General features: G+C 30.1%; 20 protein-coding genes. All 20 read left to right on the top strand.

From position 1 onward, the window contains the following. The first annotated feature begins 63 nt into the window (after positions 1-63). The 20 genes from AC2JAQ_RS11085 (at position 64) to der (ending at position 23,556) form a co-directional block, all read left to right on the top strand. Entirely contained in the window at positions 64-1,731 is a 1,668-nt protein-coding gene (locus AC2JAQ_RS11085) for a ribonuclease J (protein ID WP_488456501.1), read from the top strand. A gap of 154 nt (positions 1,732-1,885) precedes the next feature. Beyond that, the gene (gene typA / locus AC2JAQ_RS11080) at positions 1,886-3,715 is read left to right on the top strand and encodes a translational GTPase TypA (RefSeq protein WP_423237585.1); all 1,830 of its coding nucleotides are present in this window, start codon (positions 1,886-1,888) and stop codon (positions 3,713-3,715) included. A gap of 150 nt (positions 3,716-3,865) precedes the next feature. Further along, entirely contained in the window at positions 3,866-4,894 is a 1,029-nt protein-coding gene (gene mltG / locus AC2JAQ_RS11075) for an endolytic transglycosylase MltG (protein ID WP_488456500.1), read from the top strand. Positions 4,895-4,909: 15 nt separating this feature from the next. Beyond that, on the top strand, positions 4,910-5,554 hold the full coding sequence (locus AC2JAQ_RS11070; protein WP_488456499.1) for an O-methyltransferase: 645 nt from the start codon (positions 4,910-4,912) through the stop codon (positions 5,552-5,554). A gap of 6 nt (positions 5,555-5,560) precedes the next feature. Beyond that, on the top strand, positions 5,561-6,790 hold the full coding sequence (locus tag AC2JAQ_RS11065; protein ID WP_488456498.1) for a peptidase U32 family protein: 1,230 nt from the start codon (positions 5,561-5,563) through the stop codon (positions 6,788-6,790). Next, positions 6,790-7,416, top strand: coding sequence for a uridine kinase (udk, locus tag AC2JAQ_RS11060; RefSeq protein ID WP_423237581.1), 627 nt, complete (start codon positions 6,790-6,792; stop codon positions 7,414-7,416). Before AC2JAQ_RS11065 ends, udk begins: the two co-directional genes overlap by 1 nt. A 120-nt stretch (positions 7,417-7,536) precedes the next feature. After that, a complete protein-coding gene (locus AC2JAQ_RS11055) occupies positions 7,537-9,201 on the top strand; it encodes a penicillin-binding transpeptidase domain-containing protein (protein ID WP_488456497.1) in 1,665 nt (554 codons plus the stop codon). Between the two features lie 66 nt (positions 9,202-9,267). Further along, positions 9,268-9,969 carry an RNA polymerase sporulation sigma factor SigK gene (gene sigK, locus AC2JAQ_RS11050; protein WP_488456496.1) on the top strand — a complete coding sequence of 234 codons (702 nt, stop codon included), beginning with the start codon at positions 9,268-9,270 and terminating at the stop codon, positions 9,967-9,969. Between the two features lie 179 nt (positions 9,970-10,148). Continuing rightward, positions 10,149-11,201 (top strand): type IV pilus twitching motility protein PilT, encoded by a 1,053-nt coding sequence (locus AC2JAQ_RS11045; protein ID WP_488456495.1) that lies wholly within the window; start codon positions 10,149-10,151, stop codon positions 11,199-11,201. Positions 11,202-11,279: 78 nt separating this feature from the next. After that, positions 11,280-12,518, top strand: coding sequence for a cell division FtsA domain-containing protein (locus AC2JAQ_RS11040; RefSeq protein WP_488456494.1), 1,239 nt, complete (start codon positions 11,280-11,282; stop codon positions 12,516-12,518). Positions 12,519-12,531: 13 nt separating this feature from the next. Next, complete coding sequence (gene ftsZ / locus AC2JAQ_RS11035) at positions 12,532-13,674, top strand: cell division protein FtsZ (protein ID WP_488456493.1); 1,143 nt, start codon at positions 12,532-12,534, stop codon at positions 13,672-13,674. 513 nt (positions 13,675-14,187) lie between these two features. After that, complete coding sequence (spoIIGA, locus tag AC2JAQ_RS11030; RefSeq protein ID WP_488456492.1) at positions 14,188-14,994, top strand: sigma-E processing peptidase SpoIIGA; 807 nt, start codon at positions 14,188-14,190, stop codon at positions 14,992-14,994. Positions 14,995-15,007: 13 nt separating this feature from the next. Beyond that, positions 15,008-15,715, top strand: coding sequence for an RNA polymerase sporulation sigma factor SigE (gene sigE, locus AC2JAQ_RS11025; protein ID WP_488456491.1), 708 nt, complete (start codon positions 15,008-15,010; stop codon positions 15,713-15,715). 74 nt (positions 15,716-15,789) lie between these two features. After that, positions 15,790-16,563, top strand: coding sequence for an RNA polymerase sporulation sigma factor SigG (sigG, locus tag AC2JAQ_RS11020; protein ID WP_488456490.1), 774 nt, complete (start codon positions 15,790-15,792; stop codon positions 16,561-16,563). Between the two features lie 143 nt (positions 16,564-16,706). Further along, a complete protein-coding gene (locus tag AC2JAQ_RS11015; protein WP_322502764.1) occupies positions 16,707-16,979 on the top strand; it encodes a YlmC/YmxH family sporulation protein in 273 nt (90 codons plus the stop codon). Between the two features lie 61 nt (positions 16,980-17,040). After that, positions 17,041-17,490: a transcriptional regulator NrdR gene (nrdR, locus tag AC2JAQ_RS11010; RefSeq protein WP_423237951.1), complete on the top strand. Its 450-nt coding sequence runs from the start codon at positions 17,041-17,043 to the stop codon at positions 17,488-17,490. 181 nt (positions 17,491-17,671) lie between these two features. Then, positions 17,672-18,376 carry a purine nucleoside phosphorylase YfiH/LACC1 family protein gene (locus tag AC2JAQ_RS11005; RefSeq protein WP_488456489.1) on the top strand — a complete coding sequence of 235 codons (705 nt, stop codon included), beginning with the start codon at positions 17,672-17,674 and terminating at the stop codon, positions 18,374-18,376. A 128-nt stretch (positions 18,377-18,504) separates the two neighbouring features. Then, positions 18,505-20,220, top strand: a complete 1,716-nt coding sequence (locus AC2JAQ_RS11000) for an ATP-binding protein (protein WP_488456488.1) — start codon at positions 18,505-18,507, stop codon at positions 20,218-20,220. A gap of 679 nt (positions 20,221-20,899) precedes the next feature. Continuing rightward, positions 20,900-22,237 carry a DUF512 domain-containing protein gene (locus AC2JAQ_RS10995; RefSeq protein WP_488456487.1) on the top strand — a complete coding sequence of 446 codons (1,338 nt, stop codon included), beginning with the start codon at positions 20,900-20,902 and terminating at the stop codon, positions 22,235-22,237. A gap of 2 nt (positions 22,238-22,239) precedes the next feature. Then, a complete protein-coding gene (gene der / locus AC2JAQ_RS10990) occupies positions 22,240-23,556 on the top strand; it encodes a ribosome biogenesis GTPase Der (RefSeq protein ID WP_423237569.1) in 1,317 nt (438 codons plus the stop codon). Positions 23,557-23,560: the final 4 nt, after the last annotated feature.

Genomic DNA, 23,560 nt, shown 5'->3' with positions numbered 1-23,560 from the left:
TTCTCAAATGAGGAAACCTCTTTTATACATAAGCGTATCACTACAAAAAAGAGGAGGGAAAATATGAAACGTGAAAAACTAAAGGTTAAAATTATACCTTTAGGTGGTTTGAACGAGATAGGTAAAAATCTAACTGTTATCGAGTTTAAAGATGATATAATCGTAGTTGACTGTGGACTTAAGTTCCCAGACGAAGATATGTTTGGTATTGATATAGTTATTCCAGACATATCATATCTTGTTAAGAATGCAGATAAGGTTAGAGGAATATTTTTAACTCATGGACATGAGGACCACATTGGTGCCTTACCATATGTGTTAAAAAATTTAAATGTACCTGTTTACGGAACAAAACTTACTTTAGGAATAGTTGAAACTAAATTAAAAGAACATGGTTTATTAAGTACAACAGAACTTATAAGAGTTAAACCAAGAGATATTATAAAATTAAAGTCATCATCAGTTGAATTTGTAAAAACTAATCATAGTATAGCAGACTCAGTTGCTATAGCAGTACACACACCATTAGGAGTTGTACTTCATACAGGTGACTTTAAAGTAGACTATACTCCAACTGACGGAGAGGTAATGGATTTTGCTAGATTTGCAGAGCTAGGAAGAAAAGGAGTTCTTGCAATGATGGCTGACTCTACAAATGTAGAGAGACCAGGATATACAATGTCAGAAAGAGCTGTAGGAGAAAATCTTAAGAAAATATTTATGGGAGCAAAGGGAAGAATAATAATAGCAACATTTGCTTCAAATATACACAGAATACAACAAATCGTTGAAGCTGCTGAAATGACAGGAAGAAAGATTGCTGTTTCTGGAAGAAGTATGGAGAACATAGTTCAGGTTGCTATAGAACTTGGCTATTTAACAATAGATAAAGATTCTTTCGTTAGCATAGATGCTATAAATAAATATCCAAATGAGCAAGTTGCAATAATAACTACAGGAAGCCAGGGGGAGCCAATGTCAGCTTTAGCTAGAATGGCATCTTCAGAGCATAAAAAAGTTAATATCATTGAGGGTGATACTGTAATAATATCTGCTACTCCTATACCAGGAAATGAAAAGTTAGTTTCTAAGGTTATAAATCAACTTTTCAAAAAAGGTGCAGAGGTAGTATATGGGAAATTAGCCGATGTCCATGTTTCAGGTCATGCTTGTCAAGAGGAATTAAAGCTTATGCAGGCACTTGTTAAGCCAAAATTCTTTATACCAGTTCATGGTGAGTACAGACATCTTAAGCAACATGCAGAGCTTGCTGTTGATGTAGGATTACCAGAAAAGAATTTCATGATAGGTGAAAATGGAGATGTTATAGAAATCACTAGAGATTCAATTAAAAAGAATGGATCTGTTACTTCAGGTCAAATCTTTGTTGATGGTCTTGGAGTAGGTGATGTAGGAAATATAGTTCTAAGAGATAGAAAGCATCTTTCACAAGATGGAATACTTACAGTAGTCGTTACTATTTCTAAAGAAACTGCTTCAGTTGTAGCAGGGCCAGATATTATATCAAGAGGTTTTGTTTACGTAAGAGAATCAGAAGATTTAATGGATGAAGCTAAGCAAATAGTAAAAGACGTCTTAAGAGACTGTGAGAAAAAAGGAATATGTGATTGGGCTACTATGAAATCTAGTATAAGAGATGGACTAAGAAGTTTCCTTTATGAAAAAACAAAAAGAAAACCAATGATATTACCAATAATAATGGAAATATAAAAAATTTTAGATGATAATGTATAATGTAACTGTTTAAGTAAAAATGTTATGTTGACTTTTTTGAATCTTAACAGTAGAATCTAATAAGGTAAAGAAAATTGGGTACTTTAAAAGTATCCAATTTTTTATGCACATAAAATTGGAGGAATATATAATGAGTAACGAATTCACAAGAAATGACATTAGAAATATAGCTATAATCGCCCACGTTGACCATGGTAAAACAACTTTAGTTGACGCATTATTAAGACAAAGTAACGTTTTTAGAACAAACGAAAAAGTTGAAGAGAGAGTAATGGACTCAAACGACTTAGAAAAAGAAAGAGGAATTACTATCCTTTCAAAGAACACTGCTGTTCACTATAATGGAATTAAAATAAATATAATAGATACTCCAGGACACGCTGACTTCGGTGGAGAGGTTGAACGTGTACTTAAAATGGTTGAAAGTGTTTTACTTGTAGTAGACTCATATGAAGGGGCTATGCCTCAAACAAAATTCGTTTTAAGAAAAGCTCTTGAGTTAGGATTAAAACCAATAGTTGTTATAAACAAAATCGACAAGCCAGATGCTAGACCAGAAGAAGTTATAGATGAAATCTTCGAGTTATTCTTAGAGCTTGGAGCAGATGACGAGCAATTAGATTTCCCTATAGTTTATGCTTCAGCTAGAGATGGAGTAGCTACAATTGATATAGATGAACCAAAAGATAACATGAAAGACTTATTCGATACTATAATTGAAAAAGTTGAAGCACCAAAGGGTTCAATAGAAGATAGCTTACAAATGCTAGTTACAACTTTAGATTCAAGTGAGTATGTTGGTAAAATAGCTATCGGTAAAATAACTAGAGGAACAGCTAAGAAAAACCAACAAGCGGCTGTTGTAAGACAAGATGGAACTGTAACTAAATTTAAGATATCAAGTCTTTACACTCATGATGGATTAAAGAGAGTAGAAGTTGATGAAGCTCAATTAGGAGATATAGTTGCAATAAGTGGTATATCTGATGTAAATATTGGAGAAACTATAACAGATGCACAGAATCCAGAAGGATTACCATTTGTTAAAATAGACGAGCCTACATTAAACATGAACTTCATGGTTAATGACTCACCTTTTGCTGGTAAAGAAGGAGATTTCGTAACTTCAAGACACTTAAGAGACAGATTATTAAAAGAGTTAGAAACTAACGTAAGTTTAAGAGTAAATGAAATAACTCCAGACTGTTTCGAAGTAAGTGGAAGAGGAGAATTACATCTTTCAATACTTATAGAAACAATGAGAAGAGAAGGATTTGAATTCCAAGTTTCTAAGCCAAATGTTATAACTAAAATTGAAGATGGCGTTAAGGTTGAGCCAATGGAGCACTTAACTATAGACGTTCCAGAAGAATTCATGGGACCTGTTATGGAAAAATTAGGACCAAGAAAAGCTGAGATGGTAAACATGACTTCAGCAGTAAATGGATACTCAAGATTAGAGTTCAGAGTACCAGCAAGAGGTCTTATAGGATTTAGAAATGAATTCATGACAGATACAAAGGGTAACGGAATAATGAACCATGTATTTGATGGATTTGAAAAATACAAAGGAGAAATCCCAGGAAGAAGTAGAGGATCAATCGTAGTATTTGAATCAGGAGAAGCAGTTACATACGGATTATTTAATGCTCAAGAAAGAGGAACTTTATTTATAGAACCAGGTACAGAGGTTTATGCTGGAATGGTTTGTGGAGAATGTTCAAGAGCAGAAGATATAGATGTTAATATATGTAAGAAAAAACAATTAACTAACACAAGATCATCAGGAGCTGACGATGCTTTAAAATTAACTCCAGTAAGACAAATGTCACTAGAGCAATGCTTAGAGTTCATAAATAATGATGAGTTAGTTGAAGTTACTCCAGTAAATGTAAGAATGAGAAAGAGAATTCTAGATAGTGCTGAGAGAAAGAGAGCAATAAATAGAAGCAAAAAATAATTAAATTGAATTTATAGATAAATTTTGAAAAAGTAACTTTGTTTATATAAACAAAATTTAGTAAAACAAGTTTGTTTTTACAAAAAAAAGATTTATAATTAGATAAATGGCTTCCCGGCCATTTATCTTTAAATATAAGGGGGTACTACTGTGAAAAAGCTAAAAAGCTCTAAGAGTATGGTCTTAATAGCCGTATTTTTAATTTTACTTTTGATTAACTTAGCTGTATTTATAGTAAAATATAACTCGATAAAAAATAACCCTTTAGAGTCTAACAAATCAACTATAACATTTAAGGTTGAGAATGGAGAGTCACTTCATGGTCTTTTTCAAAGATTAAACAATGAGAATATACTTAGAAGTTCATTCTTTTCTAAGATATACATAAAGTTTAATGATGTAAAAGAAAGCATAAAACCAGGAACATATACTGTTGGTAGTGATATAAATCTCCCAGATTTTATAAATGTATTAACTGAGGGAAAAGTATCAGAAGCTAAGGTAACTTTTCCAGAAGGTTATACAGTTGATGATATAGCTAATAAGTTAGAAGAAAGTGGAGTATGTACTAAAGAGGAGTTTATAAAGGCAGTTAAAGAGTATCCATTACCGGCATTCATAAAACCTAATAAGGAAAGAAAATATGAATTAGAAGGATTCTTATTTCCAGATACATATACATTTCCTAAAGGAACAACACCAACTCAAGTTGTTGAGATGATGTTAAATAGGTTTAAGCAAGTAATGAGTGAGATACAGAGTGAATTAGGCATTACAATTCCAGATGACCAGTATGAGAAATATGTAACTATAGCATCTATGATTGAAAAAGAAGCTAGAGATGATAGTGAGCGTCCTGAAATAGCATCTGTTATATATAACAGAACAGAAAAGGGAATGCCATTACAAATTGATGCAACGGTCTTATATGCTTTAGGAGAGCATAAAGATACAGTGCTTTATAAGGATTTAAAGGTAGATTCACCATATAATACATATAAAATTAAAGGACTTCCAGTCGGACCAATATGTAACCCAGGAAAGCCTTCACTTTTAGCTGCAATAAGACCAGCTAAAACAGACTACATATATTATTTATTAAATCCATCAGATAATAAACACTATTTCACTAATAGTTACGAAGATTTCTTAGCTAAAAAGAAAGAATTTGGATACTAAAATTTGGAGGAGCAAATGAGTGGAGTAACCTTTGACTATATGGAAAAGTATCTTAGAGATCTTATTCCAGATAGAAATGATGAATTAAAAGAGTTAGAAGACTTTGCAAAAGAAAATAAAGTACCTATAATCCAAAAGGAAGGTGCTAAATTTCTTGAATTTATGGTAGCTATGAATAAGCCAAAGAAGATTTTAGAGCTTGGAACAGCTATAGGATATTCTTCAATACTTATGAATAAAGCTACTAATGGAGATTGTCATATTACTACAATCGAAAGAGATGATAATATGATAAAATATGCTACAGAGAATATCAAAAAATTTGGTTTAGAAGATAAAATCAAGATTTTACAGGGAGATTGCTTAGAAGTTTTAGAAAGTCTTGATGAAAAATTTGATATGATATTTATGGATGCAGGTAAAGGGCACTATAATCACTTTTTACCAGAGTGTTTAAGACTTTTAGAGGATGACGGAATTATAATAGCAGATAATGTATTGTTTAGAGGAATGGTTGCTTCTGATGACTTAGTAAAAAGAAGAAAAATAACTATTGTTAAAAGAATGAGAACATATTTAGATTTAGTCTCGAAGGATGAAAATCTAATAACAACTGTTATTCCTATGGGAGATGGAATTGCGTTAACTAAGAGGAGGTAAGCAAACATGAGAAAACCAGAAATATTAGCACCAGCAGGTAGCTTAGAAAAATTAAAAACAGCAATAGATTTTGGAGCAGATGCAGTTTATATTGGAGGAAGTAAGCTTAATTTAAGAGCTTTCGCTGATAACTTTACTAACGAGCAAATAGCAGAGGGAGTGAAGTATGCTCATGATAGAGGAAGAAAAGTTTATGTTACTATGAACGTATTCCCTCACAATGATGATTTAGAAGGATTAGAAGAATACATAATTGGTCTAGATAAGTTAAATGTAGATGCAATAATTGTTTCAGATCCATCAATAATCATCACTGCAAAGGAAGTTGCACCAGACTTAGAAATACACTTAAGTACTCAAGCAAACAATGTAAACTGGAAGTCAGCTAAGTTTTGGCATAACTTAGGAGTTAAGAGAATTGTCTTAGCTAGAGAACTTAGCTTCAAAGAAGTTGAAAAGATACATGAGAACTTACCAGAAGAATGTGATTTAGAAGCTTTCGTACATGGTTCAATGTGTATGGCATACTCAGGTAGATGCTTAATATCTAACTATATGACAGGAAGAGATTCAAATAGAGGAGCTTGTTCTCAAGCATGTAGATATAAGTATTACTTAATGGAAGAGAAGAGACCAGGAGAGTATTTCCAAGTTATAGAAGATGATAAAGGTACATACATAATGAACTCAAAGGATTTATGTATGATAGAATATATTCCAGAGCTTGTTAAGAGTGGTATATACTCATTCAAGATAGAGGGAAGAATGAAGAGCCCATACTATGTTGCAGCAATTGTTAAAGCTTATAGAGAAGCTTTAGATAAGTATTGGGAAGATCCAGAAGGATATGAATTTGACCAAAAGTTAATGGATAATCTATTAAAGGTTAGTCACAGAAGATATCACACAGGATTTTATTTTGGAAAATCAGGTGAGCAAGTTTATGAATCATCATCTTATATAAGAGATTATGATATCGTAGGAGTTGTTAGAGATTATAACGAAAAAACTCAAGTTGCAACTATAGAACAAAGAAACAGATTATTCGAAGGAGATACAGTAGAAGTCTTAACTCCAGTTGGAGACTACTATGAAATCCAAATGAATGATATGAAAGATGAAAAAGATGAAAAAATAGATGTTGCTAACAAAGCTCAAATGATATTCAAGGTTAAAATAGATAAGCCTGTAAAGATAAATGATATGTTAATTAAGTGCAAGGAGGCAAACAGCTAATGAAGAGACCAATTTTTATAGGAATAACAGGTGGTACTGGTTCAGGTAAAAGTACAATAGCAAAGGAAATATACAGACAATTTGGTGAAGAATGTATTGCTATGATAGAGCAAGATTCATACTATAAGGATCAAAGTCATTTAACAATGGAGGATAGAGTTAAAACTAATTACGATCATCCACATGCGTTTGATAATAACCTTTTAGTTTCTCATTTAGAATCACTTCTAAATGGACATTCTATACAAAAACCAAGTTATGATTTTGCAATACATAACAGAGTTGAAGAAACAACTACAGTTGAACCAAAGGAAATTGTTATTGTAGAAGGAATATTAATCTTAGAAGATCCAAGAATAAGAGAGCTTCTAGATATAAAAATTTACGTTGATACAGATGCCGATGTTAGAATCATAAGAAGAATGGTCAGAGACATAAACGAGAGAGGAAGAACTATAGAGTCTGTTATAAATCAGTACTTAAATGTAGTTAAGCCTATGCATAACCAGTTTACAGAACCTACAAAGAAATTTGCAGACATAATAATACCAGAAGGTGGACATAATAAAGTTGCTATAGATATTATTGTTGCAAAAATAAAAGAGGTTTTAGGACAATACGAATAATATTATTAGTTGAATATTTATCTTAGAAAGTTTACTTAAATAATAAGACAAAATTAATAAGATATTGCTGAATAAAATACCCCTAACTTGGCTAGAATTTTAGCCAGGAGGGGTATTTTTATGTTTAATAGGAAAAGAAAAACACAAATTAAAAATAGATTATTAAGTTTAGTTTCTTTGCTACTTTTATCATTAATATTGCTTAATATGCGGGTTTATTATGTTCAAAAAAAATATAGTACAACAGAAACGGGAAATTTTAAGGGAAATCATAAACAATATGAACAAATTTCTGACTACAATTATTCTCTTCTAGATAGAAATGGAAAGAGTATGTTTGAGTATGATACTAAATACAAGATAGTTATAGATTCTATGGCCTTCAAATTAAATAATTTAAATCAAAACTTAGAAAATATAATGGCTTTTAATTATATTATGAAATCAGAGGACAAGGATTTTTCCTTTGATTCTGTAGTTAGAAATGGAGGTAAATTATACTACGATGTATCGAAAGATAATTTTGATAAAATAAATAGCTTAAAAAATATAAAGGGAGTTTACACTTATGTAGCTCAAGAAAAGAAAAAAGATGAAAGTTGGAAGATAGAGAATATGTTAACTTCTACTAAAGGTTTTGCCTTGGTAGAAAATGAAAATAAAAAGGTTGAGACAAAGGAAATTGATAAAGGAGAAAAGTCTCTAGAAATGATAATAAATAAGGAATTAGAAAATAATAAAGATCCTAAAATTGTTTTTGAAAGAGACCATGATGGGCTATATGGAGAAGGAGAGTATGATATACCAGAGAGCAATCTAAATGTTAAATTAACATTAGATAGTGAAATGCAAAAAATAGTTAGAAATGTATTAGCAAAAGAAGAATATAAAACATTTCAAAATGCTGGAGCTGTTCTTATTGATAGTGCTAGTGGAGAAGTATTAGCCTTAGCACAAAAAAACGAGGGAACACCTAATGTTGTTTTGGGTTCTGGAAGCATTAGTGGATATGAGGCAGGATCCATATTTAAAATTCTAACTTTAGAAGCAGCTATGGAGTTAAAAGGGATTAACCTTTCAGATGAACTAAGATGTGATGGATTAGTTTGTAAAAAAGAAAAAATACATGGAACAATAAGCGTTAGAAAAGCCTTTGAGGTTTCTTGTAATGATGTTTTTTCTAAACTAGGAGCTGAAATCGGCACAAAAGGTCTTTTAGACTTTTCAAAAGAACAAGGTATTTTCTCTTCAGTTTTAGGCTTAGATGAAAAAACAGGAATGGAAACTAAAGGAGCTGTACCAGAGAATGTTAGTATAACTAACCTTTCTATTGGTCAATCAATGCAAACAAGTTTAATTCAAATGGCTGGAATAATATCTCCAGTTGTTAATGAAGGAGAGTATGTACAGCCATATATATTAAAAGGATTTGAGAATCAAAAGGGTGAAATGATAAAAGAATTTACTGAACTTAGAAAGGATGTAATTTCTAAAGAAACAGCTAATAGTTTAAAAAATGTAATGAATTCTACCGTTGAAGATGGGACTGCTATTGTAACTCAAATTGAAGGAGTAGATGTAGGGGCTAAAACAGGAACAGCAGAGGCCTTAGGAGAAGAACTTCATGGATGGTTTTTAGGATATTTTAAATACGAAGGAAAATATTATACTCTAGGGGTTATGGTACCAAATATAAAGAATGTGTACGAGGATAAAAAGCCAGGTGGAGGTAATACTGCAGGCCCTATTTTTAGGGATATAGTTTTAGAACTTACAAAAAAATAAATAGTTTTAGCAATATTTTAGCTACCAACTCATATTATAGTAATAAGCATTAATAGGGGGAACGGCATGTTCATGTTACAATACTTATTAGAATTAGTTGGTAGCAAAATCTTTTTAACTGGATATGTAACGGGAAATTCTACTTTTCCAAAGCCTTTGAACGAAAAGGATGAAAAAATGTACTTAGAAAGGTTAAAAAATGGAGATGGTGAGGCTAAACGAATACTAGTTGAACGAAATTTAAGGCTAGTGGCACATATAGTTAAGAAGTATTCTTCAAGTTATCAAAATTCAAGAGAAATGGATGATCTTATATCTATAGGAACAATAGGATTAATAAAGGCCATAGATTCCTTTGATACTAGCAAAGGAATACGGCTTGCAACATATGCAGCAAAGTGTATAGACAATGAAATACTAATGCTTTTTAGAAATAATAAAAAGACAAAGGGAGAAGTATTTCTTCAAGATCCTATAGGAATAGATAAAGAAGGAAATGAAATATGTCTTATAGATATTTTAAGTAGTGATGCAGATTCAGTTTTAGAGACCGTTGAAAATTCATTACAGGTTAAGGCTCTTTATAAAAAAATGTCTGATGTTTTAAGCTCGAGAGAAAAGGAAATACTTCAGATGAGATATGGGCTATTAGATGGTGATATAAAAACCCAGAGAGAAATAGCAGGAATTCTTGGTATATCAAGGTCATATGTATCTAGAATAGAAAAAAAGGCGTTAAAAAAATTAAATAAAGAATTCAAATATTAAATGATACTTAAGAAACTGAATAAAAAAAAATAAGTTTTATAAAATTATGGAATTGATATATCATATGGTTTATAATATTTATTATACGATAAAAAAGGTGACTTTTTCTATGAATAATTTGTTCATTTCTTTGTGAAATGGACAAATTATTTATTGAGAGTCAAGTTTAGGAGGAGATTATGCAAAGTTTGACAGAACTTTTAGAATTGACAGTTAAAGAGGGAGCATCTGACTTGCATTTAACAGTAGGTATTTCTCCTATAATAAAGGTTAATGGAAAATTAGTAAGGTTAGAACATGAAATATTACGTCCTGAAGATACCGAAGCATATGCTAAGGAAATACTACAGGATGCCTATGAAAATTACAATGCTATTGGAGAGTATGATACATCCTATTCAATACATGGTAAAGGTAGATTTAGAGTTAATATATATAAGCAGAGAAATAGTACAGCATTAGCTATAAGAGTTATATCTTTAGAGATGCCAAGTTTAGAAAAGTTAGGATATCCTGAGGTTTTAAAAGATGCATGTAAACTTAAAAGAGGACTTGTACTTGTTACAGGACCAACAGGAAGCGGTAAGAGTACTACGCTAGCAGCTCTAATAAATGAAATAAACAACAATAGAGAGGCTCATATCATAACTATAGAAGATCCAATAGAATTTTTACATAAACATAATAAATCTATTGTAAATCAAAGGGAGATAGGTAAAGATACTTTAAGCTATGAAAGAGCATTGAAAGCAGCTTTAAGGGAAGATCCTGATGTTATTTTAATTGGTGAAATGAGAGATTTGGAAACTATTTCTACAGCAATAACAGCGGCTGAAACTGGACATTTAGTATTTTCGACTCTTCATACAATAGGAGCAGCTAAGACTATAGACAGGATAGTAGATGTTTTCCCACCACATCAACAAGAACAAATAAAAATACAATTAGCATCTGTTTTACAAACAATTATATCACAACAGTTGGTAGAAACAGTTGATGGTGAAAGAACTGCAGCCTTAGAAATAATGGTTGCTACACCAGCTATAAGAAATTTAATAAGAGAAGGAAAAACACATCAAATAGAGTCATCTATACAAACAGGAAGTAAGTATGGAATGAGAACAATGGATATGGAATTAGCTAATCTTTTTAGAGAAGGTGTCATAACACAAGAAACTGCGATAAATTCTGCTATAGATAGAGAAATTCTAAGTCGATTATTGATGTATTAAATATAGAGGAAATTTAAGAGTTTAAGAGAATATATATATTAATCACAATTTTTAGATAGGGAGGTACACATAGAAAAAATGTCTAAAAACATAGTGGGACTGGATATTGGAAACAGAAATATCTGTGCAGCTATATCTGGTGAAAATGAAAGTGGAGAATTTGAATTATTAGATTTTGTAGTAAAAGATGTGCATGGTGTATCTAAGGGGAAAATAATAGATGAAGAATCTGTTATAGAGACCGTAAAAGAATGTCTAAAAGAACTAGGGGAAAAAAGTGGACATAATATTCAAGGTGTTTACTTAACATTAAAAAATAATGAGTGTAAAATAGTGGAGAACAAGGGATATTCCTATACAGATAATGATGATTCATTAGTTTTCAAAGAAAACTTAGAAGAGGCTTATATAGAGGGAAGAACATTAAATCTTCCTGAAGAGGAATGTGTAGCTGATAGTGTAATAAATTCATTTTACACAGAGGAAGTTGGATTCGTAGAGAATCCAATAGGAATGAAAACAGAAAGAATAGAAATAGATGAAGATTTAATTGTTGCACCTAAGTCAAAAATAAGTATACTAAATAAGATTGTTCTAAAGGCGGGCTATGAAGTTTCTGGGACAATTGGATTAGGCTTTGGATTTAAAAATATATTTTTGAATAAAAAAACAGAAACTTCTAATATTGTAATTATTGATGTTGGTGCTGAAGAAACTCAAATATATAGTTATAAAGGAAATATATTGAAGGATATAGACTATGTGCCTTTAGGTGGAAGGAACATAAGTAAAGATTTAGCAATATGTTTATCAATATCAGAAGAAGAGGCAGAAAGATTAAAATTGCAATATTCTTCAAAATATTATAGTATTAGAAAGGATTATAATAATATTTCCTTTGATGATTATATATTAGATACCTATTTAATTCATGACATTATAGATGCTAGATTAAGTGAAATGTTAGAAATTATTAATAACAAATTGGTAGAAAAAGAAATTCTAAACACTACAGATATGATAATCTTAACTGGTGATGGTATTAGTTATTATGAACACATTAAGGAAAGATTGGAATATATATCTGATAAAGACGTAAGAATTTTTACGAAAAAACAATTTTTATTTGACAATTCTTCAATAATTAATGCAATTAGTATTGTTAAAGAGGTATATGATAGGTTAAAATTAATATGTGATGAAGAGTTACTTTCAGGTAAGAAAGTAACCATTGATAAGGAAAATAAAAGTGAAAATAAAAGTGTAAAGAAGAGAGGGCTTTCCAAAATAATGGCGTTTTTAGAAGAGCTTTTTTAAAGGAGGAATTGGTTTGTTAGATTTTGATGTAGATATACAGTCATTTACTAATATTAAGGTAATTGGATGTGGAGGCGGAGGCGGAAACGCTGTTAATAGAATGATTCAAGAAGGTTTAAGAGATGTTGAATTTATTGCTATAAATACAGATAAACAAGCTTTAACATTGTCTCATGCCCAAAATAAAATTCAAATAGGTGATAAACTTACAAAAGGACTAGGCGCAGGAGCTAATCCTGAAATAGGTAAAAAAGCTGCTGAAGAGAGCAGAGATGAAATAACAGAAGCTATAACAGGAGCTGATATGGTATTCATAACTGCTGGTATGGGCGGTGGTACAGGTACAGGTGCTGCACCAGTAGTTGCTGAAATAGCTAAGTCAATGGGGATATTAACAGTTGGTATAGTTACTAAGCCATTCCCATTCGAAGGTAGAAGAAGAATGACTCATGCTGAAATGGGTATAGCAAACTTAAAAGAAAAAGTTGATACATTAGTTACAATACCTAATGAAAGACTTTTATCAATGGTTGATAAGAAAACAACTTTATTAGAATCATTCAAAAAAGCTGACGATGTTTTAAGACAAGGTGTACAAGGTATATCAGACCTTATAACTAATCCTGGATTAATAAACTTAGACTTTGCAGACGTTAGAGCTGTTATGTTAGATAAAGGATTAGCTCACATGGGTGTTGGATATGGTAAAGGAGAAAGCAGAGCACAAGATGCTGCTAGAGAAGCAATATCATCTCCTTTATTAGAAACATCAATAGTTGGAGCTACTGGGGTTTTATTAAACGTAACAGGTGACTCTGAATTAGGATTATTAGAAATAAATGAAGCTTCTGAAATAGTTCAAGAAGCTGCTGACCCAGATGCTAACATAATATTTGGTACTGTTATTGATGAAAACTTAAAAGATGAAATAAGAATAACAGTTATAGCTACTGGATTTGAAAAAGAGCGTCAAAGAGTAGGCGGTATAGGATCTCAAGGAACAGTTAGTAGAGAGCCACAAGTTCAGAGAGAAGTTGTAACTGAAAAAGTAGAAGAAACAATAGCTGAACAAGAAGTTGCATCTACTTCAGAACCAGAAAAGAGATATAATGATGATTTAGAAATACCTATGTTCTTAAGAAGAGGCAGAAGATAATCTTTTAAATCATAAAAGCACTTATAGTATAGATTGCTATAAGTGCTTTTACTTTTTATATTAGCTCTGTTTTAGATTAATGTCGATTTTTAACTGACTTTTCAGGCTTAGATTAATTTAGAAAAGTAGTACTATCACCGTAAAAATCAATATTAGTTTAAAATAGAGTGATTTATTAATTTAGCTTATAAAAATTATAATGAAAGCTATGAAAAATTAAAAGATTATTTCTTTATTTACAAAATATTGGTAATATTAAAAATAGAACATGGAAAATATTATTGAATATTATGATTTAAGATTTAATAAACTATGAATTTACATTGAATGAATACATTTTCAAAACAAAATTAGACAAATAAAAAAGAATTATAAAGTTAAAAAACTTATATAAAGTAAAAATATGTAGAAAAATGAAAAAAAAAGAAGATAGAAAATATGCATATAGAATATATAATGACAAAATTTTAGAACAAGAAGCTTTATAATTATAAATAGGGAGTGAGTTGATTTATGACTGTATATGTTGACATTGTCATATTAGAAAATTTTTTAATTAATTTTTTTCTACTTTATCTAACTTTACAGACCTTAAAAGAAAGGATAATTTACAAGAGAATATTGCTAGCAGCTTTTTTAGGTGCAATATACACTTTATTGGTGTTCATTCCGGATTTAAATATACTAACATCATTGCCTTTTAAACTGCTTTTTTCTTTAGGAATGATTTCCATAATTTTGGAAAAAAGAAATATTAAGACAATTGGGAAAATGTATATAACTTTTTTAGTAATAACTTTTGCTTTTTGTGGAGCTTGTTTCATGTTTGCTTTAGTTGAAAATCAATATAGTTTTCTAGAATCCTTTACTATAAATAATTATTCAACAAAGGGAATGATATTCTCTTTAATTATAAGTTATATACTTGTTAGTGGAGTTATGAATCATTTTAAAAATAGAGCCATGATTAATAACTTTATATATGATTTAGATGTTTGCATTGATTCGGAGGTTATAAGTCTTAAGGCTTTTTTAGATACAGGAAATGGACTTATAGAACCTGCAACAGCACTGCCTGTAATAATAGCAGAAAGAGAGAAATTTCAAAGAATAAACATTAAGGAAAAAGATCAATTTAAAATACCGTATAAGGTGGTTGATGGGAATTCAGGATATATGAAAGGGATTAAAATCGACAATATAAAGCTTTGTAATGTTAATGGGGAAACAATGACAAGAGATGTAATCTTATGTTTTTGTGATAATAAACTGAGTAAAGAAGGAGAATATGAGGCTTTATTGTCTAGAGGAATTATATAGGGGTGATTAGGTTATGTTAAATATAAGACTTTTACTTAATAAGTTATTTACTAAATTAGATATTATGGTTGAGCCAATTTATTATGTTGGAGGAAATGATGTTCTTCCAGCACCACTTACTAAGGAAGAAGAAGAAGAGCTAGTTAACAAGTTAGGGGAAAATGATGAAGCTATTAGAAGCATACTTATCGAAAGAAATTTGAGATTAGTTGTTTATATAGCTAGAAAATTTGAAAATACTGGAGTTGGTGTAGAAGATTTAATTTCAGTAGGAACTATTGGACTTATAAAAGCGGTAAATACTTTTAATCCTGAGAAAAAAATAAAGCTTGCCACTTATGCGTCAAGATGTATAGAAAATGAAATTCTTATGTATCTAAGAAGAAATAGTAAGGTTAAGGCAGAGATATCATTTTATGAACCTTTAAATATAGATTGGGACGGAAATGAACTTTTATTATCAGACATACTTGGTACAGATGATGATATTGTTTACAATTTGATAGAGGATGAAGTAGATAAAGAATTGTTATTTACTGCTATGAAAAATCTTTCAAATAGAGAAAAAGAAATTGTTGAATTAAGATTTGGACTATGTGGATATAAAGAAAAAACTCAAAAAGAAGTAGCTGATATGCTTGGTATATCACAATCTTATATCTCAAGATTAGAGAAAAAAATTATAAAAAGATTAAAGAAAGAAATTAACAAAATGATTTAAGAGTATAAAATTAACCTCTACAGGTAATAATTAAAATGCGGAAGGGAATTACTTCGAAGGGGTTGATTTCAATTATGATGATAAATAAAGTAGAGATATGTGGAGTCAATACAGCAAAATTACCAGTTTTAAAAGAAAAAGAAATGAAAGAATTATTGCTACAAATGCAGAGTGGAGACAATAGCGCTAGAGAGAAATTTATTAAGGGGAATCTGAGATTAGTGCTTAGTGTAATCCAAAGGTTTAATAACAGAGGTGAAAATGTAGATGATTTATTTCAAGTTGGTTGTATAGGACTTATGAAATCTATAGATAACTTTGATTTATCACAAAATGTTAAATTTTCAACTTATGCTGTACCCATGATAATAGGAGAAATAAGAAGATACTTAAGAGATAATAATACTATAAGAGTTAGTAGATCTTTAAGAGATATAGCTTACAGGGCTTTATTGGTTAGAGATAGATTAGTAAATGAAAATAATAAGGAACCCACTGTATCTCAAATAGCGAAAGAACTTCAGATTCCTAGAGAAGATGTTGTTTTCGCTTTAGATGCAATACAGGATCCAGTTTCTTTATTTGAACCTATTTACCATGATGGTGGAGATGCGATATATGTTATGGATCAAATAAGTGACTCAAAGAACCAAGATGATAGTTGGCTTGAAAATATAGCAATAAAAGAGGCTATGAAAAAATTAAATGAGAGAGAAAAGTTAATTTTAAATTTGAGATTTTTCAATGGAAGAACTCAAATGGAAGTAGCAGACGAAATTGGTATATCACAAGCTCAAGTTTCAAGGTTGGAAAAAATAGCATTAAAGCACATGAGGAAGTATGTATAGAGCTCTTTAGAGCTCTATTTTTTTATGACTAGAATTTTAAAAATTTATGTTATTTAGGATTTTTCTTTTCTTATAATTAATAAATATAAAAATACAACATATAAATTAAATATAAGAATTTGATATTTTAGGAGGAGTTAAATATGGAAGAAAATTTATTTTCTTTAAATAACTTAAGGTCTATGGAGGTCATAGATATAAATGAGGGAAAAAAATTAGGGCTAATATGCGATGTTAAGATAGATTGTGATGATAATAGGATATTATCTATCATAATGCCAGGAGAAAAAACATCCTTTTTTAGTAAGTCAGAGGACATAGAAATAGATTGGTCTGATGTATATAAGATTGGAGAAGATGTTATACTAATAGATTCAAAAGGGAAAAATATACTAGATGTTGAAAAATATATATAGAAATTAGGAAAAAAAGAGGGTATAATGATATTACAACTTAGAGAAAGGCGTGGAATTTAAAATGAGATGTCCTTACTGTTCTTATGAGGAAAGTAAAGTTGTGGATTCTAGATCTGCAGAAGACTACAATGCAATTAGAAGAAGAAGAGAATGTTTGAAGTGTTCTAAGAGATACACAACTTATGAAAAAGTAGAAGATATACCAATACTTGTTGTAAAAAAAGATTTAAGCAGAGAAAGTTTCAATAAAGAGAAGATAATAAGCGGACTGATTAAGGCATGCCAAAAAAGACCCGTATCTAGAGCTCAGGTTGAAGAAATAGCTGCTGATATTGAGCGAAACATAAGTAATAAAATGATGGTAGAAATAAAGTCTGATTACATAGGTGAAATGGTAATGGAAAGACTTAAAGCTATAGATGAGGTTTCATATGTAAGATTTGCCTCTGTATATAGACAATTTAAGGATATTAATACTTTTATGGAAGAAATAAAAAATTTAATGAAATAATTAGAAGCTATCTTAAAGCATTTTCTTTAAGATAGCTTTTTTATAGTTTTTAAAAATTTAGTTTTTATTGTGAATAGGATTTAACCGGAATTTAATTTAATAAAGTATGAAATTATGGTAATATGATAAAATAAGTAAATCTTTTAAAAGTACGTTAAATTTATGATTTTGAGGTGAGAATATGAAGAGAGAAATTATAGAAGATAAAGAGTTTATTTCATTTAATGATGGAAATATAAAAGTAAGATTTTCAACAGCTTATAACAATATTAATTATAAAAAAGAAGATGAAGATGGAAAAAGGAATTTAGAAGCTTTAAAAGAGATATTTTCTCTTGATAAGGTTGTCTATGTTAATCAAACACATAGTCATGATTTTATAGACGCAACAGGAGAAAGTTTTAAAGGAGACAGGAACTGTGATGCCATAGTTACAAAGGACAAGAATACCCTAATTGGAGTATTTACTGCAGACTGTGTTCCAGTTATAGCTTATGATAAGGACAAAGAAGTTATTGCTGCTATCCATAGTGGCTGGAAAGGCACATATAACAAAATCGTTAGAAATACTTGTGAATATATGAAAGAAAAATATGATTGTGAAAATATTAAAGTAATAATAGGACCTCATGTAAGAGAATGTTGTTATGAGGTTAGTGAAGAGTTAGCAGATAAATTTAGAGATGTTTTTGGAAAAGAAGTGTGTAATGGTAGAATGTTGAATCTTGAAAGATGTGTGAAAATTCAGCTTGAAGGAATTGTTAAAGAAGAAAATATTATTTCTGTTGGAGTATGCACTTATTGTGAAGAGGAAATAGAAATGCATAGTTATAGACAAAAACAAGAGATGGCAGGAAGATTATTCTCAGCAGTATTTATTGCTTAAAACTATGTTTTGAATTTAAATTTTAATAAGAATAGTTTTTAAGGTTGAGAACTTTAAATACTCTAAGGAGTAAAAAGAATTCAAGCTTAATAAACTATTCTATTTTATAAATTGAGGATGGATAACCGATGAAAAAAAGAATTATTATTTTTACAACATTAATAATAACCTTTTTCTTAGCAATAATGACTTCTATATATTTAGTTATATCTAATCACAAGTATTTAGAGGAATCAAAAAGTGTTTTAAATGAGTATAACAAGGTTATAGCTTTATTGTTAGAAAATGATCAAGGTAATATAAAGGATGAATTAACAAGAATAGAATCAAGCAGTGACATGAAAAATATAAGGATAACTTATATTAGCAAAGAGGGAAATGTTATTTTTGATACCCATAAAAAATTAAGTGATGAAAATGAGAGCTACCTTCAAAGAGAAGAAATAATAGATGCTATTAAAGAGGGATCTGGAAATAGTGTTAGATATAGTGAAGATTTACATCAAAATATGATTTATAGTGCACTTAAGCTTAAGGATGGCTCTATAATAAGAACCTCTATAGCAGTTAAAAATGCCCAAATATTAGATACTACTAATACTAAGTATTTAATATTTGGAGTGGTATTAGCTTTAGTAATTGCATTATTGTTAACTGTTAAAATAACAAATATAATACTAAATCCTTTAAAGGAACTAGAACAACTAACAGCTACTATTGCTGGTGGTAACTTTCATAAGAGAGTTAAGATTAATTCCAAGGACGATGAAATTCAAAGTCTGGGAAAAAGTTTTAATCACATGGCAGAACAATTAGAAATAACAATTGAACAGTTTAAGGATAAGCAAAATGGTTTAGAAGCAATACTAAAAAGTATGGATAGTGGTGTAATAGCCTTTGATAGGTATATGAATGTTATAATGATAAATCCTTATGCTAAAAAAATATTCGGCATAAGTGGAGAAATTGTTGGGAATAAACTTTTAGATTATATAACAGATGAAAAAATAATAAAGGCTTTTTGTGGTGGAAAAGAGAAAGTAGAAATTGAAGTTAATTATAATAACGATCCTAAGATTTTAAAAATAAGAAGAGCAAGTATAATAAATGAGCCTGAAATCATAGGTACAGTTGTGGTTATTCAAGACATTACAGATATTAAGAAGCTTGAAAATATGAGAAGTCAATTTGTTGCTAATATATCTCATGAGCTTAAAACTCCTCTTACATCAATAAAGGGATTTGCAGAAACCTTAAGGTATGTTGATGATGATGAAACTAGAAATAAGTTTTTAAATATAATAGATGAAGAGTCTGATAGATTAGCAAGACTTTTAGAGGATATACTATCTCTTTATGAAATTGAACAAAAGAGAAGCACTGTTTTAGAAGAATTTAATGTAGATAAAGAAATAGAAAAAGTATATTTCTTGTTAAATGATCAAGCGAAGAAAAAGGGTGTTGAAGTATTCTTAGACACAAATAGTAATTGTATTCTCATGGGAGATAAGGATAAGTTTAAACAAATGCTATTAAATCTTGTAAGTAACTCTATTAAATATACTGAAAAAGATGGCATTGTAAGAGTTGAAAGTTATACTCATGATATGAATCTAGTCTTAGTTATTGAGGATAATGGTATTGGAATAAGTGCAGAAGATCTTCCAAGGATATTTGAAAGATTTTATAGAGTTGATAAGGCTAGAAGTAGAGAAAGTGGCGGAACTGGACTTGGTCTTGCCATAGTTAAACACATAGTAAGGCTTTTTGATGGAGACATAAGTGTAAGTAGCGAATTAGAAGTAGGAACTAAATTTGTAATAACAATTCCTATAAATATATAGAAGGTTTTTAAGCTTTAGAATATTTAAATATAGTGCATTTAAGTAGAGCACAATTTAAATAAAATTTTAAGTTAAAAATATTATGTGTGTTAATTAAATTTGGTAGATACTTTTAATTACGTATAGTAAAATATACTTAATAGATGGAGTTAAAAATAAGTAATCCTCTAAAAATATTTTGAGGATTACTTTTTAACGTTAAAGTATTACTATTGTTTAAAGTAAGATTAAGTAGTTAATAATTTAATATATGGTTATATTTTAGGTAGATGTTGATTTTTAGCTAGCCCTTCAGACCTAGCTTAATTTCGCAAAGTATTGCTATCATCTACTCCAAATAATAGCTAAAGGTTAAGTGAAAGTCCAAATTTTCAATTTGGTATCTTGAACTTATGCAATCGAACTTTAGTGAGATTGTATTCCTTAATAACATGCTCAAACAGAAAAAGCTTCTTAACGCTATTATTCTTACGTATATGATGCAATACTAAATGCTCATTAAGATGGTCTTACGGTTCTATCTAAAAATCAATACAAGTTTAAAACATAGCCAAAATAAATAATAATTAGTTAAAAATTATACAAAAGAGTGATATATAAGTAGAAAGTTATTTAAGTTGACTACATTATTTAATTAAGGTAATATAACATAGATAGTACTAAAATAGGAGTGAAGCATATGAAGAGTAGAATTGCTGAAGTCTTACCAGGTGGAATTGGTGAGGAATTAGGCTTTGAAAAGGGAGATATACTATTAAGCATAAACGGTACTAAAGTTGAAGATATACTTGATTATAGATTTTTATTAGCAGACGAATATATTGAGGTAGAGATATTAAAACCAAATAAGGAAATTTGGGAGTTTGAAATAGAAAAGGATTATGGTGAAGATTTAGGAGTGGAATTTGAAGAGGCCATCCTAGATAAAGCAAAAAGTTGTACAAATAAATGCATATTTTGCTTCATAGATCAATTACCAAAGGGAATGAGAAAAACTCTATATTTTAAGGATGATGATTCAAGACTTTCATTCTTACAAGGTAACTTTGTTACTTTAACAAATATGAAGGATGAAGATATTGATAGAATCATAAAATATAGAATAAGCCCTATAAATGTATCAGTTCATACAACAAATCCAGACTTAAGAAAAAAAATTCTTAATAATAGATTTGCAGGGAATGTATATGAAAGATTACAAAAACTAGCTGTTGCAGGTATAACAGTAAATGCTCAAATAGTTGTTATGCCAGGAATAAACAATGGAGAGGAATTAGTTAGAACCGTAGAGGATCTTTATAAATTACGTCCTTCAATTGAAAATGTTGCAGCTGTACCAATTGGAATAACAAAATTTAGAGAGGGATTAGCTGACCTTGAAATATATAATAAAGAAACGGCTAAAGAAGAGATAAATAGAATAAGAGTTCTTCAAGAAAAATATATAAAAGAAATGGGAAGTCCATTTATAAGACTATCAGATGAATTCTATGTTATGGCAGAGGAAGAAGTTCCAAATGAAGAGTTCTATGGTGGATATGAGCAATTAGAAGATGGAGTTGGAATGATAAGACTTCTAAGAGAAACTATGGCTCAAGATATAAATGATAAATTAACTAAAAGTGGAAAAGGTAAATTTACTCTTATCACAGGAACATCTGCATTTAAAGAATTAGATAAGGTGTGCACTGACATAAGAGAAGCAAATAATAACATAGACATTAAGTGTAAAGCCATATTAAATGATTTCTTTGGGCATACAATAACTGTTGCAGGCCTTTTAACTGGTCAAGACGTTATTGCTCAACTTAAGGATAACATTGATAGTGAATATTTAATAATGGCAGATAACATGTTCAGAAAGGGTTATGAGCCAGGCGATATAACTCAAAGAATAATGTTAGATGATTTGACAGCAAAGGATATTGAAGAAAGATTGGGAGTTAAAGTTATAGTTTGTAACTATACAGGGGAAGACCTAATAGATTTAATAAACGAACACTGTGAGGAGGAATAAGAATGAGCAAACCAATAGTTGCTATGGTTGGAAGACCGAATGTAGGTAAATCGACTCTTTTCAATAAATTAGCAGGAAAAAGAATTTCAATAGTACAAGATACACCAGGTGTTACAAGAGATAGAGTGTACGCAGAATCAGAATGGTTAAACAGAAAATTCACAATGATAGATACAGGTGGAATAGAGCCAGAAAGTAGCGACGTAATTGTTAAACAAATGAGAAGACAAGCGCAGATCGCTATAGAAATGGCTGATGTAATAGTATTCGTTGTTGATGGTAAGGAAGGGCTTACTGCTGCTGACCAAGAGGTTGCACAAATGCTTAGAAGAAGTAAAAAGCCTGTTGTTTTAGTAGTTAACAAAATAGATAGATTAGCATTAGAAGAAAATAGTTATGAGTTTTACAATTTAGGAATTGGAGATCCTGTAACTATATCAGCATCTCAAGGATTAGGTCTTGGAGATATGTTAGATGAAGTTGTTAAATACTTCAACGATCCTTCAGAAGATGAGGAAGAAGATGAGTACATAAGAATAGCTATGATAGGTAAGCCAAACGTAGGTAAATCATCACTTATAAACAGATTATTAGGTGAGGAAAGAGTTATCGTAAGTAACGTTCCAGGAACAACTAGAGACTCTATTGATAGTTATTTAGAAACAGAAGAAGGAAAATTCATACTTGTTGATACTGCTGGATTAAGAAGAAAAAGCAAGGTTAAAGAAGAAATTGAAAGATATAGTGTAATCAGAACTTATGCTGCAGTAGAAAAGGCTGATGTAGCTATACTTGTAATAGATGCAGAACAAGGAATAACTGAGCAAGATGAAAAAATAATAGGATATGCTCATGAAATGAACAAAGCTATTATGGTTGTTGTTAACAAGTGGGATTTAATTGAGAAGGATGATAAAACTTTAAGCAATTACCAAAAAGATTTACAACAAAAGCTTAAGTTTATGCCATATGCTAAGTACTTATTCATATCAGCATTAACAGGACAAAGAGTGCATAAAATCTTATCAACAGCTAAGTACTGCTATGATAACTACTCAAAAAGAGTTTCAACTGGAGTATTAAATGATGTTATAAGTAAGGCTGTTTTAATGAAGGAACCACCAGTAGTAGCATTAAAGAGATTAAAAATATACTACGCTACACAGGTTGCTACAAAACCACCTAAATTTGTATTTTTCGTAAATGATCCAAGTTTATCACATTTCTCATATGCTAGATACTTAGAAAACCAACTAAGAGATAGCTTTGATTTTGATGGAACTGGAATAGAAATAGAATATAGAGCTAGAAAGGAGTAATTTT

It is taken from the genome of Clostridium sp. LIBA-8553, from assembly GCF_057782465.1.
The sequence above is the reverse complement of the archived record's forward strand: the minus strand, read 5'-3'. Positions and strand labels throughout refer to the sequence as shown.